12 protein-coding genes are annotated in these 13,944 nt (G+C 46.3%); 8 read left to right on the top strand and 4 right to left on the bottom strand.

The window, feature by feature from the left end:
- The first annotated feature begins 85 nt into the window (after positions 1-85).
- Positions 86-1,330, top strand: a complete 1,245-nt coding sequence (locus tag Q369_RS0109870) for a DUF819 family protein (protein ID WP_031527644.1) — start codon at positions 86-88, stop codon at positions 1,328-1,330.
- A 16-nt stretch (positions 1,331-1,346) separates the two neighbouring features.
- On the opposite strand, the gene Q369_RS0109865 is transcribed toward Q369_RS0109870, so the two are convergent.
- Together Q369_RS0109865 and Q369_RS0109860 are read right to left on the bottom strand one after the other, a co-directional pair.
- Positions 1,347-2,117 carry an MBL fold metallo-hydrolase gene (locus Q369_RS0109865; protein ID WP_031527643.1) on the bottom strand — a complete coding sequence of 257 codons (771 nt, stop codon included), beginning with the start codon at positions 2,115-2,117 and terminating at the stop codon, positions 1,347-1,349.
- Between the two features lie 5 nt (positions 2,118-2,122).
- Positions 2,123-2,500, bottom strand: a complete 378-nt coding sequence (locus Q369_RS0109860; RefSeq protein ID WP_031527642.1) for a response regulator — start codon at positions 2,498-2,500, stop codon at positions 2,123-2,125.
- 185 nt (positions 2,501-2,685) lie between these two features.
- On the opposite strand from Q369_RS0109860, the gene Q369_RS0109855 reads away from it, so the two are divergent.
- From Q369_RS0109855 to Q369_RS0109830, 6 genes are all read left to right on the top strand, one after another.
- Entirely contained in the window at positions 2,686-3,330 is a 645-nt protein-coding gene (locus Q369_RS0109855; RefSeq protein ID WP_031527641.1) for a DUF1684 domain-containing protein, read from the top strand.
- Between the two features lie 122 nt (positions 3,331-3,452).
- On the top strand, positions 3,453-5,882 hold the full coding sequence (pheT, locus tag Q369_RS0109850) for a phenylalanine--tRNA ligase subunit beta (protein ID WP_031527640.1): 2,430 nt from the start codon (positions 3,453-3,455) through the stop codon (positions 5,880-5,882).
- Between the two features lie 44 nt (positions 5,883-5,926).
- Complete coding sequence (locus Q369_RS0109845) at positions 5,927-6,271, top strand: hypothetical protein (protein ID WP_031527639.1); 345 nt, start codon at positions 5,927-5,929, stop codon at positions 6,269-6,271.
- Positions 6,268-6,579 (top strand): cell division protein ZapA, encoded by a 312-nt coding sequence (gene zapA / locus Q369_RS0109840; RefSeq protein ID WP_031527638.1) that lies wholly within the window; start codon positions 6,268-6,270, stop codon positions 6,577-6,579. Before Q369_RS0109845 ends, zapA begins: the two co-directional genes overlap by 4 nt.
- Before the next feature lie 120 nt (positions 6,580-6,699).
- Complete coding sequence (gene rny / locus Q369_RS0109835) at positions 6,700-8,271, top strand: ribonuclease Y (protein WP_031527637.1); 1,572 nt, start codon at positions 6,700-6,702, stop codon at positions 8,269-8,271.
- Positions 8,272-8,286: 15 nt separating this feature from the next.
- A complete protein-coding gene (locus Q369_RS0109830; protein ID WP_031527636.1) occupies positions 8,287-9,822 on the top strand; it encodes a magnesium chelatase ATPase subunit I in 1,536 nt (511 codons plus the stop codon).
- A 75-nt stretch (positions 9,823-9,897) separates the two neighbouring features.
- Here the strand turns inward: Q369_RS0109830 and recA are convergent, their stop codons facing one another.
- Complete coding sequence (recA, locus tag Q369_RS0109825; RefSeq protein WP_031527635.1) at positions 9,898-10,968, bottom strand: recombinase RecA; 1,071 nt, start codon at positions 10,966-10,968, stop codon at positions 9,898-9,900.
- Between the two features lie 214 nt (positions 10,969-11,182).
- A complete protein-coding gene (locus Q369_RS0109820) occupies positions 11,183-12,682 on the bottom strand; it encodes a hypothetical protein (RefSeq protein ID WP_031527634.1) in 1,500 nt (499 codons plus the stop codon).
- Between the two features lie 212 nt (positions 12,683-12,894).
- Here Q369_RS0109820 and Q369_RS0109815 point away from each other — a divergent pair, with 212 nt between their 5' ends.
- Positions 12,895-13,914 carry an aminopeptidase gene (locus tag Q369_RS0109815; RefSeq protein WP_229206789.1) on the top strand — a complete coding sequence of 340 codons (1,020 nt, stop codon included), beginning with the start codon at positions 12,895-12,897 and terminating at the stop codon, positions 13,912-13,914.
- Positions 13,915-13,944: the final 30 nt, after the last annotated feature.

The following is a 13,944-nucleotide window of genomic DNA, read 5'->3' as shown; positions in this document are numbered from 1 at the left end:
TGAAAACGAAAGCTCTCTTCACGAATGCAGCCGAGTTATCGAAAACAAAGCTATTTTTACCCTCTGACCGAACCTTACTCTTTTAATGATTAAAAACGACGCGGTAGTACTTGGGATACTGATGCTGATCCTGGGCGCTGTTTTCCTGACAGCTTCGCTCAACAGCAGAGTCTGGAAACGATTTTACAGCATTATCCCTCCTTTGTTGCTATGCTACTTTATTCCCGGCCTTTTAAATTCATTCGGCATTGTGGATGGCGCGGGTTCTCAGCTTTATCCGGTCGTTTCCAAATACTTCCTCCCTGCCTGTCTCGTGTTTTTCACGCTGGGGATGGACTGGAAATCGCTCGCAAAATTAGGCCCAAAGGCGTTGATCGCGATGCTGGCAGGTACAGCAGGAATAATGATCGGCGGTCCGGCGGCACTGTGGATCGTCGGGAGCATCAGCCCGGGAACAGTCGCAGGAGAAGGCAACAATGAGGTTTGGCGGGGACTTGCCACGATCGCAGGAAGCTGGATCGGAGGAGGCGCCAACCAAACTGCTATGCGGGAAGTTTTCCAGCCCAGCGATGTACTGTTTTCTCAAATGGTTGCAGTGGATGTTTTGATCGCTGAACTTTGGATGGCCGCTTTGATATACGGAGCCGGTGTGGCGGCCCGGTTGGATACCTGGCTGGGAGCTGACGGTCGTATGGTAGATGACGTCAAAGTTCATCTGGACAGAGAAAACAAGGTCAACGAACGCATTCCCGCAATGCAGGACTATATGATGATCGCTGCTATTGGATTCGGAGCGACGGGCATTTCGCACGCTCTTGCCGAGGTAATCACTCCTTTTCTTGCCACAAATTATCCGGCTCTCGCAAAATACAGCCTGACTTCTAACTTCTTCTGGGTAATCAGCATTGCAACTTTAATCGGGATCGGGCTTTCGGCAACTCCTGTCCGGAAGCTGGAACATGCAGGCGCGTCGAAGCTCGGATCAGTGTTTCTTTACGTGCTCATCGCAACGATCGGTATGCAAATGGATCTCGGTGCGGTGGCGGATAACCCCGGACTATTTGCGATCGGGCTGATCTGGATAACCGTTCACGGTATTATCCTTATACTGGTTTGTAAGTGGCTGAAAATCCCATTCTTCTTCCTGGCAGTAGGTAGCCAGGCAAATGTGGGCGGCTCGGCTTCGGCTTCCGTCGTGGCAGCCGCATTTCATCCTTCGCTCGCCCCGGTAGGTGTTTTATTGGCTATTCTGGGCTATGGGATCGGAACTTACGGCGGTTATCTTACTGGTCTGCTGATGCAGGCAGTTTCCGAAATGGGCAGCTTTTAGCTATCAATTCGGAGTTTCAGAAATCTTCCAGGTCCAGGACTAACCCATCGTAAGCCAGATGGACATTCGCCGGAAGCTCTTTTTCAATCGTGGCGTGCAGACCAAGCTTGTGGCTGATGTGGGTCAGGTACGCGCGGGGCACTTGCAGCTTTTCAATGAGCGCCAATGCCTGTGATAGCGTAAAATGAGACAGGTGAGGTTCTTTTTGCAAAGTGTCGAGTACCAGCACCTGCGTACCTTTTATCTTCTCCTGTTCTGCTTCCGAGATGAAATTGGCGTCGGTAATGTACGTGAAGTCACCGAAGCGAAATCCGTAAACTGGCAGCCTGTGGTGCATTACCTCAATCGGGATTACACGGATACCAGCAACATCAAAAGGCTTGTTTTCAATGGCATGCATTTCGAAATGCGGTACACCGGGGTATCTCGTTTCTGAAAATGCGTAGGCAAATTCGTTCCGGATCTGGTTGAGCACTTCCAGCCTGCCGTAAAGCGGCATATCCTTTTGCTGCTTGTGGTTAAATGCGCGAATATCGTCAAGGCCGGCAGTATGGTCCTTGTGCTGATGGGTAAAAATTGCGGCATCCAGGTGCTTGATATCCGCCCGCAGCATTTGCTGACGAAAGTCCGGGCCGGTATCGATTACCATCGCTTTTCCTCTGGTTTCGATGAACACGGATGCCCGCAAACGTTTGTTATGCTGGTCACTAGAACGGCAAACGGCACATTCACAGGCGATAACTGGTATTCCCTGTGATGTGCCGGTCCCTAAAAATGTGATCCTCATTCTTTTTATTCTGTCAAATGCGCCACCACTTCAACCAGGCGGTCAAAATTTAAAGGTTTCATGAGCGCATCGTCAAATCCTGCTTCTTTGAAATCTTCTTCTGAATAATTCTTTGCATTTCCTGTGATTGCCACAATCGGCGTCTTCGCTTTCTGCTCATTCGGCAATTTGCGGATACTTCTCGCGCACTCCATTCCATCCATCACAGGCATATTGATATCCAGCAAAATGATATCGAAATCCTCTTTTTCAAGCAATTGCAATACTTGTTCTCCATTTTTCACCGACGTGATTTCATAATGTTGGAATTCCAGTATTTTCCTTGCCAGATTTTGAATTACTGAACTGTCTTCGGCAATGAGTACTCTCTTTGTGTATGACATATGATGGGCCAGGTATTGGTTTTAATTATTTGCCAGGTCAATTTAGGTATATTTCAATCAACAACACAAACCAGCTTTATGCGAAATTTGAAAAATATCATAAAAAAGTAAATAAACTCCCGAGACTTTTTCGGAGCTCACATTAGCTGTAAGTTTGCAAACCGTTTACCATTACCGTTTTAGTTATGTTTAAAAATAAGCTGATCCGTTACAGCACAATTGCGATGGTCGTTGCAATTCTTGCCTACTTCGTGATCGAGAATTTCTCGGCCGGCAACGATCCCCTGGCCGCAGTGAACCCCCAGCAATACAAAACGCAGCTCGCAGAAGAAAGAGCCGCAAAAGACGAGCAGTTCAGGACTTCCGAAGATTCGCCCATTGCAAATAAAGCAGGTTTCCACGGATTGCATTACTTCGAGCCAAACCTTACCTACCGGGTGCAGGCAACGATTTCACCTTATATGAATGATGATAGGGAAATGGTGGTAAAATATACCGACGGCACAACGGAAAAGTACCAGAAGTATGGTTATGCCAACTTTAAAATCATGGGCGAAGACCAGAAGCTGCTGCTACTTGAAAACGACGGCACTATCTCAGTTCTTTTCCAGGATGCCACCAGCGGAAAGCAAACTTACGGCGGCGGGCGCTACATTGATTATCCTGTGGCTAATGTCAAAAACAACGTCATTGTGCTCGATTTCAACAAGGCGTATAATCCTTATTGTGTATACCAGGAAACTTATGCATGCCCGGTTCCACCCCCAGAAAACAGGCTTACTATACCAATCGAGGCAGGAGAACTCATCGAAAGTTCGGTTCACGAATAGCAGTTTATCCGCTTAAAAGTGCGCAGCAATGCATTTGAGCGCACCTGTTCCAACTAAATCATTATTTTTGCATAAAGGCGGTCTACCGAAATGACCGCTTTTATTATCATTATAGTAATCGCATGAAGATCTCTTATAAGTGGCTGAAAGACCTCATTGAAATTAGTGAAACTCCCGATGAAATCGGCAAACTGCTTACGGCCACCGGGCTGGAAGTTGAAGCAATAGAAGAGATTGAATCGATCAAAGGCGGCTTGCAGGGCGTAGTTGTCGGAGAAGTATTGACTTGCGAGAAACACCCGGAAGCAGACAGGCTGAGCCTTACCACTGTTGATGTGGGTGGTGAAAATCCATTATCCATTGTATGTGGCGCGCCGAATGTGGCAGCTGGACAAAAAGTGATTGTAGCCACAGTAGGTGCAGTACTTTATCCAACCGGCAGCGAGCAGCCTTTGGTTTTAAAAAAATCAAAAATCCGTGGCGCATTGTCCGAAGGGATGATCTGCGCGGAAGATGAGCTGGGTACCGGCACTTCTCACGACGGGATTCTGGTGCTCGACACCGACCTGCCAAACGGTACGCCTGCCAGCGAATACTTCGGCATTTCTTCCGATTACCTGATTGAAATCGGACTTACACCCAACAGAGCTGACGCGGCTTCGCATTACGGTGTCGCAAGAGACCTGAAAGCAGTTTTACACAGGTCTATCAAACTTCCGTCCGTTGAAAACTTTGCAGTAGCAAATCAATCTTTATCCATTCCGGTGGAAGTCAGAAACCAGGAAGCAGCGCCGCGGTTTACCGGACTGACTATCTCAGGCATTCAGGTTGGAGAGTCTCCCGATTGGCTGAAAACACGTTTGCAGACGATCGGCATCAGGTCAATCAATAATATCGTGGATATCACAAACTACGTGTGCCACGAGCTGGGACAGCCCATGCATGCTTATGATGCCGATAAAATCAAAGGCGGCAAAGTAATTGTGACCACATTGGCAGAAGGAACACCGTTTGTCACGCTTGATGGTGTTGAAAGAAAACTCGCTGCAACCGACCTGATGGTTTGCAATGCAGGCGATGGTACCACGCCGGAGCCGATGTGCATTGCCGGTGTTTTTGGCGGACTTACTTCGGGCGTTTCCTCAGAAACAACTTCCATTTTCCTTGAATCAGCTTACTTCTCCCCTGCCTCAGTACGAAAAACAGCGCAGAGATTCAGCTTGAAAACAGATTCTTCTTTCCGCTTCGAGCGAGGTACTGACCCGAATATGCCTGTTTTTGCATTGAAGCGGGCTGCATTGCTGATCCAGGAGATCGCGGGAGGTGAGGTATCTTCTGAAATCGTCGATGTTTATCCAGAGACTGTCGCCGACTTCAAAGTAGAAATGAAGTACCGCAACATCAACAGACTGATTGGAAAAGAGCTGGAAAAAGCGGAGATCAGCCGCATTCTTGCCGCATTGGACATTACCATTGAAAACGAAACGGAAAGCACATTCACTGCCATTGTTCCGCCTTACCGCGTCGATGTGCAGCGTGAAGCAGACGTGATCGAAGAAATCCTGCGCATTTACGGGTTCGGACAAGTGGAGTTATCAGATGCCATGAGCTCTGAATTCCTTTCTGATTTCCCTGTTAATGATCCTGAGAAGCTTCGATTGAGAATTTCTGAGCTGTTGGCTGGAAATGGTTTTAACGAGATGATCAATAACTCGCTGACCAAACCGGAGTATCAGGAGTCTTTGAGAGAAAGTCTATTCGGTGAGCCCGTTCAAATCCTCAATTACCTGAGCGAAGATTTATCTGTCATGCGCCAAACGCTTCTTTTCTCGGGACTCGAAGTGATTGGGTATAATATCAACCGCCGCCAACGCGATCTGAAGTTGTTCGAATTTGGCAAAACCTATCATAAGTCAGGAGAGAAGTACATCGAAAAGGAAAGACTTTCGGTTTTTCTGACGGGCAATATTCAGCAGGAAAGCTGGGTCCAGACGTCTCGTGAAGTTACTTTTCATGATCTGGCCGGCGTTGCGAGTCAGGTACTGAGCGCGATGAAGATTCGCGAAGTCGAAAAACAGGAAGTTGACAAAGCCATTTTCAAAAGCGGGCTTACATTGTTTGTAAACAAAAAATCTGTGGCTACCCTCGGATTGCTGCAACCTGCTATTGCAAAAAAGCTTGATATCAAAGTGCCTGTATATTTTGCCGATTTTGATTGGGAATACTTGTTACGTCAGTACGATTCGGCGGTTCAGTACAAGGAAGTTTCCAAATTTCCCGAAGTACGGAGAGACCTTTCGCTTGTTGTAGGCAAGAAAATCACGTTTGAAGAGCTTAAACAGCTTGCCTACCGAACCGAGCGACAGCTGCTCCGCGCCGTGAATGTGTTTGATGTATACGAAGGCGCAAACCTGGAAGGGAAAAAATCCTATTCCATTAGCTTCATTCTTCAGGACGACCAGCAGACATTGACAGATAAGGTAATCGACAAGTCGATGCAGCGTTTGATCGCAGCTTATGAAAAGGAATTTGAAGCCGTGATCAGGAAGTAAATCAGTTTTAAAATTGTGTTGATCAACATTCAACAGGCTGGACAATGGAAAGAAGCATCGAGCGCATAATCGAACACAAACTGTCTGATCTTGAGAGAAAACTCGAATTTCTGATCAATACAAAAGAGAAAATGAGCTGGACAATTGCGGAGCTTCAGCGTGAAAATGCGGAGCTCCGGCAGGCCAATATTAAACTAAAAGAGGACGCCAGGGAATTGAAGAAAAAAAGCGGGAGTTTGGAAAAAGACTTTAATAAGTCCAAAACTTTCGCTAAAATTGTCACTAGTAAACTGACACCAACAAGCGGAATTGCCGAGCTGAAAGAATCAGTTGAAAGATATATCCAGGAGATTGATAAGTGCATAGAATTGCTTGAAGAGACCTTATGAAAAAAAATAGCATACCTAATCCAGACGTTTCTGTCTTTATAAAACTGCTGGACAGAGGTTTCAAACTGAGCGTTCCGGCGGATCAGGAGAAATTCTATAGGGATGGGTATGAGGTGTTCTTGCATCGCGTGCAACAGCATAAATTAAGAGGAAAAGTATACGGAGATATTGAGGCCATCGCGCTGACTTCTATCGAATGCCTGGTGGCATTGCAGCGGAACCAGGAGCAAATGGATGATCTGGTTCTGGCTTTTAAGAACAGAGTTGAAAAGCTGGATGAAGTAATATCCGGCGCCATCGAGAGCTAACCACTATACAACAGACCTTTTATTTGATAATCTTCTGATATTTCTTTTAACTCCTTCACTTTCGGCATTTTAGCATTGGTGTAGTCGGTAAAACCAACTATATATAAAACCTTTATTGAAATGTCAAATTCTTTGTTTTTCATCGTAGTCCTGTCCGACATTATTGCGGTCGGCGTGGGTATTTTCGCAGGTAAGTATATTTTCCAGCGGTCATTTGATCAGAAGGAAAAGGAAGCTCAGGAAAGAGCGGCCGAGATTCTCAGAAATGCAGAAAGTGCTGCCGAGAATATTAAAAAGGACCGCATCCTGGAAGCAAAAGAAAAGTACCTGCGCTTGAAATCAGAATTTGAAGAAGATGCCAATAAAAAACGGAGCATTCTTCAAAGCAACGAACAGAAACTCAAACAGCGCGAACAAAGCCTGAACCAGTCTATCGAGCAGAACAAACGCCGCGAGAATGAACTGGAAGCGCTTAAAAATAACTTGAACCAGCAGCTGGAAACCGCGACTAAACGCAAGGAAGAAGCTGAAAAGTCGCTGCAGCAACAAGTAGCACAGCTGGAAAAAATCGCAAATCTTACCGCAGAACAGGCCCGCGAACAACTCATCGATGCACTCAAAGCAGAAGCAGACACCCGCGCCGGATCTTACGTGAAAAGCGCAATGGAAGAAGCCAGGCTTACTGCTACCAAGGAGGCCAAGAAAATTGTCATTGAAACCATTCAGAGAACTGCTGCCGAGCACGCCATCGAAAACTGCGTGTCTGTTTTCAATATCGAAAATGACGATATCAAAGGAAAAATCATTGGTCGCGAAGGACGCAACATCCGCGCTCTGGAAGCGGCAACAGGTGTTGAAATCATTGTGGATGATACACCGGAAGCAATTGTTATCTCCGGCTTTGATCCTGTACGGAGAGAAATAGCAAGACTATCACTACACAGACTTGTTCAGGACGGAAGGATTCACCCGGCCAGAATTGAAGAAGTAGTAGCCAAAACACGCAAAAACATCGACGACGAGATCGTGGAAATCGGGGAGCGTACCGTCATTGATATGGGTATCCACGGCTTGCACCCTGAGCTGGTGAAAATGATCGGAAGAATGCGTTTCCGCTCTTCTTACGGCCAGAACCTGCTGCAACACTCTCGTGAAGTAGCAAAACTTTGTGCGACAATGGCATCGGAACTCGGACTGAATACGAAGCTGGCCAAACGTGCCGGACTACTCCACGATATCGGAAAAGTGTGGCCGGAAGAATCAGATCTGCCGCACGCAATCCTGGGAATGGAGCTTGCTAAGAAATACAAGGAAAATCCAGAGGTGTGCAATGCGATCGGCGCTCACCACGATGAGATCGAGATGACCAGCATTTTATCCCCGATTATCCAGGTTTGTGACGCCATTTCAGGCTCCCGCCCGGGTGCGCGCCGCGAAATGATGGAGTCTTACATCCAGCGTCTGCGCGATTTGGAAAATATGGCGTTGTCATTTGACGGAGTCGAAAAATGCTATGCAATCCAGGCTGGTCGAGAGCTGAGGGTAATTATCGACGCAGAAAATGTATCCGATGAAAAAGCAGGAATGCTGTCATTTGATATATCTCAAAAAATTGAAAAAGAAATGCAGTACCCCGGACAAATCAAGATCACTGTGATCCGCGAAATGCGTTCGGTTGCCTATGCGCGCTAACTTAGATTCTCATACATGAATTACTCACAGCTTACCAGTTCAGAACGTCTGGGCATTCAAACGCTCGGAGAACTTAAAAAAGCAGGTTATCAATCACGTTCCATTAAGCAGGAGTTAAGAGATAATCTGATTGCGAAAATCAGAAATAAAGAACATATTTTCCCGGGGATCTGGGGTTATGAAGAAACGGTGATTCCCGATGTGGAACGGGCCATTCTCTCGATGCATAACATCAACTTCTTGGGTTTGAGGGGGCAGGCTAAAACGCGTATTGCGCGTATGATGGTCGATTTGCTCGATGAGTTTATCCCCTTTGTCAAAGGTTCCGACCTGCACGACGATCCTTTTGCGCCACTGAGCCGCCATTCCAAAGATTTGATTGCGGAGCATGGTGACCATACCGAAATAGAATGGCTTCACAGAAGCGATCGATATACTGAAAAACTGGCTACACCCGATGTTTCGGTAGCGGATTTGATCGGCGATGTGGACCCGATCAAAGCGGCGACATTAAAATTGCCTTATTCTGACGAGCGCGTGATCCATTTTGGTTTGATCCCACGCTCTCACAGGGGGATTTTCGTGATCAATGAGTTGCCCGACTTGCAGGCGCGTATTCAGGTTGCATTGTTTAATATTTTGCAGGAGGGTGATATTCAGATCCGTGGTTTTAAACTGCGTCTACCGCTCGATATTCAATTTGTATTTACGGCTAACCCGGAGGATTACACCAACCGCGGTAGCATCGTAACTCCCTTGAAAGACCGCATTGAAAGCCAGATTGTCACGCACTATCCCAAAACCATTGAAACCGGCAAGAGAATTACCGAGCAGGAAGCGGTTGTGAAGGAAGAGCAAAAGACTCTGGTACAAATTAACGAGCTGGCTAAAACGCTGATCGAGCAAATCGCATTCGAAGCACGTGAAAGTGAGTATGTTGATAGTAAAAGTGGCGTTTCGGCTCGTCTGACGATCTCTGCTTATGAAAGCCTGTTGAGTACGGCCGAGCGACGTGCATTGATCAATGGTGAAACTTCGACTTATGTACGCATTTCAGACTTGTATGGAGTTGTTTCGGCAATCTGCGGGAAGGTTGAGCTGGTTTATGAAGGCGAGGTGGAAGGGCCGGTGATCGTAGCTCAAAACCTGATTGGAAAAGCAATTCGGACGCAGTTCCTGAACTTCTTCCCGGATCCTGAGAAAACCAAGAAGAGCAAAATCAATCCGTATGCGAAAGTAATTGAGTGGTTCGGTTCCGGCAATGAAATGGAAATGCCGGGCGATATGACCGACCGGGAGTACATTGCAAGGCTCAAAACCATTGACGGACTGGATGATTTCGTTGATATGCTGAGTGCATATTCAAGTGCGGAGGAAAAGCTGTTTATGATGGAATTCGCATTGCACGGTATGGCTGAATTCTCGCTGATCGGCAAGCAGTCACTTGATCAGGGTATGAAATTCCAGGATTTGGTAAGCAGTATGTTCTCCGGTCCTGAGGATGAGGACTACGATTTCGACGAAGATGACGACGACCGGAAACCTTTCTGATTCGATTGAAGTAAGTTATAACAAAAATGCCCTGCTAAAAACAGGGCATTTTTTATTTAGTCAGCATTTAGAGACTTATAGCGGAGCTCCGTCGTCAACGACATTTGGCTCACTGGTATCGATCAAAGAATCGGGATCGTTATTTACTTTCCCGCGCACTTTCGATTCGAGTTCTTCCAGCAATTCAGGATTGTCTTTCAAGAGCGACTTAACCGCATCTCTACCTTGTCCTAACCGGTTGCCGTCATAGCTGAACCAGGATCCGGCTTTCTTCACAATGTCAAGCTCCACGGCAAGGTCAATCACCTCTCCTACTTTGGAAATACCTTCGCCATACATGATATCGAATTCAACAACCTTGAATGGAGGTGCAACTTTGTTTTTTACCACTTTAACCCGTGTACGGTTACCCAGGATCGCATCAGCACTTTCTTTGATCTGGCCAACACGACGGATATCCAGACGTACCGAAGCGTAATATTTAAGTGCATTACCACCGGTAGTTGTTTCGGGGTTACCGAACATTACACCGATCTTCTCTCTCAACTGGTTAATGAATATACAGCAGCAGCCAGTTTTATTGATAACTCCGGTCAGCTTACGAAGTGCCTGCGACATTAACCTTGCCTGCAGACCCATTTTACTGTCGCCCATTTCACCTTCCAGCTCAGCGCGTGGAACCAATGCGGCAACAGAGTCAATTACAATGATATCTACTGCGCCGCTACTGATCAGGTGCTCGGCAATTTCAAGTGCCTGCTCGCCGCTGTCAGGCTGTGAGATCAGCAGGTTACTTGTATCTATTCCTAATTTTTCAGCATAAGAACGGTCAAAAGCGTGCTCAGCATCTATAAAAGCAGCCAGTCCGCCTTTCTTCTGAGCTTCTGCAATGCAATGCATTGACAGCGTGGTTTTACCGGACGATTCAGGTCCGTAAATCTCCACGACACGGCCACGGGGAACGCCGCCAACGCCAAGCGCCAGGTCAAGTCCGAGGGAACCGGTTGAGATTACAGGAATATCTAAAACCTTGCTGTCGCTCAGGCGCATCACTGTGCCTTTACCATAAGCTTTATCAAGCTTTTCCAGCGTGGTCTGTAACGCTTTTAATTTGTTGTCCTTATCTGTTGTGTTTGGTTGTGCCATAAAATGGTAAACAGAATTTAGTTTGTGTAAAAACCGCAGGTTCTTGAATTCCAAAAACCGCAATCAAAAAGGGGTTGTCTTTCATGTAAAAATACCAAAAATTTGTAATAATTCCAACCCGCTTTATGCGGTTAATTCAAGAAAATGGCTTCAAATTCCAGTTTTGACATTTTATAAAAATGGGTGTACAACCTGAGTGTTCAAGCGGATCATTTCAATTATCAGCGGGATTTGCCGGAGCCATTTTCAATTCGTAAAACGAGTCCTTTTTACCTAGGTACTGATCTGCCTCTCGCTGCGACCATTTGTCTCGCAGCACTTCATAGATATTCGGGTAAGCATCATAAGGAATAGGATCAAAAACAACGCGATCTGGGAAATAATGCTTCGTTATTACATTAACCCGCAATGAACGCACGACCCGGCCAATTGCAATGAATGAGCACGAGGCCATAACAGCAATAAAGGCAAGCTTCAAAAGCGATTTGCGCATCATCCGCCAGGAGTCCTGCCAAGACCCAGTCGTAAACGGATAAAACACGTAAATACCTATGATAATCAGGTACGGCATCAATCCACGGAACAGGAAATCATTCACCTTGCCTACCCGGTAAATAGGGAATACCATAAAGAAGAACAGGATCACGTAGAATGGAAACGAATCCATTGGCGAAGTTTGCCGTGAGCTGAAGTAACGATAACAGAAGAAGAAGAGTACCAGATTGATACCGATGTTCACAATGTACTCTATCACTCTACTTGGCATACTGTCCGGAAACTGCCAGATAAATCCCGAAATAGGCGGCTCTTCATGTGAGGTCAGGAACACCAGCATTGGCAAACAGCACAAAAATGGCAATACAACATGCTTGGACACCAGCCCCCAGTCAAGCCTCAGACCTGCGAGGAGCCATTTGCGAACAATCACAATAGCCACCAACAGTCCGCCCGTGAAAGCCGGGAAAACCGCCCACCAGAAGGTGAGCGCGACCGGCAGTACAATGTGCTCAACGTCAAGCTTGTTTTTAAGCAGATACACAAACATGCCGCCGATCATCAGGGTCGGAATCACCTGGTTGGGTACCCAAAGCAAGTTTTCGAAGTTTGACCACGATTCAAGACCGAAATCTCCCATTTGGTACCACATGTGCGTGAATTTGTAGAAAACAGTCTTGATCACGTGCGGCGTGTCGCCCACAGCAGTGGCGAGCAATGTGAAAATGATGCTCTTGTTCAAAGCCAGGTATACCCACGCGAGCCCCAGGAAGAAGCCAATTGCCGTCCAGATGAAAATAACAGCCTCATTAATGCCGCCCAACCATTTAAAGATCAACGCAGGCACGACATAGTAGCCGTAATAGTAGGAAATCACCGGCCCGTCCTGCGGAATGCGGATCGGCCAGTCGTATTTGAAGAGTTCGTAAAATTTAGTGTTATGGCACCAGTAGTCGAAGGTTTGGTAAGACAATCCTGCCGCGCCGGAGACGAAGGTGATCAGCAATGCAACTGCAATTAAGACACCCAGATCTTTGGCAGTCAGCGACGCGCGTGCATCCGAATTGAAGTTACCCGAAGTAAGCACAGTTGCAAATGCAGCCAGAAGTAAGAGAATCCAGACGGCCGCAATTGCGGTTTTCGTCCAAAAGAAATAATAGAGCAGGTTCGGAACCAGTAAATAGCCGATCGTGAGGGACCTGAGTAATTTTACTTTCATGGAAAATGGATGTAAGAACAAATATATCAATGCCAGCTTATATTATCGCCATAATCACCGACCGGTTACTATGCGGCTATCCATTGCATACAAATTCCTTTTCCTCAATTATACAGCATTCACCACTCGGAGTGGTCATTTTTACATAGATTTGCCACCGGTACCTTTTAGCGCTCAGAGTGAATAGCTTATCCGTTTTCAAAAAAATACTTTTGCTCCTTAGCCTGGTTATTCTGGTTTTTGGGATTATTTACCGGGATGTGATCGGATATGGTTTCCTGCAGGCAAAAGGACAGATCGGCATTCTGATGCATGTGCAGGATGTGGAAGAAGTAATGGCAGATCCCACCTTTCCTGACTCCCTGAAAGCTCAGATCAGACTTATTCAGGAAATAAAGAAATTTGGTACCGACTCACTGGGACTGAACCCTTCCAAAAACTATACTACATTTTACGATCAACACGGCCGGCCGCTAATCTGGCTGATTACAGCTTCTGAAAGATACAGGATAGCGCCACATCTGTGGCATTTTCCCATCGTTGGTACATTTCCATACAAAGGCTATTTTGACTCTACAAGAGCAGTAACGGAAGAGCAGGCGCTTATTGCAAAAGGACTGGATACGGACATTGGCGAAGTGTCCGCCTGGTCGACACTAGGGTATCTCAAAGACCCGATTCTTTCCAGCATGCTCAAACGCAAACCCGGCAGCCTGGCGAACCTGATCCTGCACGAACTGACACATGGTACACTTTTTGTTAAAAGTAATCTGGAACTCAATGAAAATCTGGCAAGTTTCGTAGGCGACCAGGGGGCGATCCGTTTTTTGAAATACAAGTACGGTCCTGAATCTGCCGAGCTTCGTAATTACGAATTTTCCAGAAAGTACAATGAGGCTTATTCGGCACATATGCTGCGTGGAGCTATGAAATTGAATGAACTTTATAACACATTTGACGGAAATCAGAAACCGGACAAGCGAAAGGATTCTTTGAAAAAAGCATTGATCGTGCAGATTGTGGAAGATGCCGATACACTTCTGTCGGGCTCGCAAGCGTTAACAAACAAAAAGCGCCTTGCAGACGATCAGATTCCGAACAATGCCTATTTTATCAGTTACCTAACCTATAAATCGAAGCAAAATGTGTTTTTGCAGGAGTTTAAAAATGAGTTCAGGAGTGATTTGAGACTGTATCTGGAACACCTGAAGAAAACATACCCCTCTATGTAATCGCTGTAAAATGAGAAGAGCCAGTTATCT

The organism is Dyadobacter crusticola DSM 16708 (assembly GCF_000701505.1).
GTDB classification, from domain to species: Bacteria; Bacteroidota; Bacteroidia; order Cytophagales; family Spirosomataceae; genus Dyadobacter; species Dyadobacter crusticola.
The sequence above is the reverse complement of the archived record's forward strand: the minus strand, read 5'-3'. Positions and strand labels throughout refer to the sequence as shown.

What these genes read in the sequence shown, in the direction of transcription:
- Q369_RS0109870 (WP_031527644.1), top strand. Translation starts at nt 86, where the DNA reads ATGATTAAAAACGACGCGGTAGTACTTGGGATACTGATGCTGATCCTG.
- zapA (WP_031527638.1), top strand. Translation starts at nt 6,268, where the DNA reads ATGAAAAAAAATAGCATACCTAATCCAGACGTTTCTGTCTTTATAAAA.
- rny (WP_031527637.1), top strand. Translation starts at nt 6,700, where the DNA reads ATGTCAAATTCTTTGTTTTTCATCGTAGTCCTGTCCGACATTATTGCG.
- Q369_RS0109820 (WP_031527634.1), bottom strand. Translation starts at nt 12,682, where the DNA reads ATGAAAGTAAAATTACTCAGGTCCCTCACGATCGGCTATTTACTGGTT.
- Q369_RS0109860 (WP_031527642.1), bottom strand. Translation starts at nt 2,500, where the DNA reads ATGTCATACACAAAGAGAGTACTCATTGCCGAAGACAGTTCAGTAATT.
- recA (WP_031527635.1), bottom strand. Translation starts at nt 10,968, where the DNA reads ATGGCACAACCAAACACAACAGATAAGGACAACAAATTAAAAGCGTTA.
- Q369_RS0109830 (WP_031527636.1), top strand. Translation starts at nt 8,287, where the DNA reads ATGAATTACTCACAGCTTACCAGTTCAGAACGTCTGGGCATTCAAACG.
- pheT (WP_031527640.1), top strand. Translation starts at nt 3,453, where the DNA reads ATGAAGATCTCTTATAAGTGGCTGAAAGACCTCATTGAAATTAGTGAA.
- Q369_RS0109865 (WP_031527643.1), bottom strand. Translation starts at nt 2,117, where the DNA reads ATGAGGATCACATTTTTAGGGACCGGCACATCACAGGGAATACCAGTT.
- Q369_RS0109855 (WP_031527641.1), top strand. Translation starts at nt 2,686, where the DNA reads ATGTTTAAAAATAAGCTGATCCGTTACAGCACAATTGCGATGGTCGTT.
- Q369_RS0109845 (WP_031527639.1), top strand. Translation starts at nt 5,927, where the DNA reads ATGGAAAGAAGCATCGAGCGCATAATCGAACACAAACTGTCTGATCTT.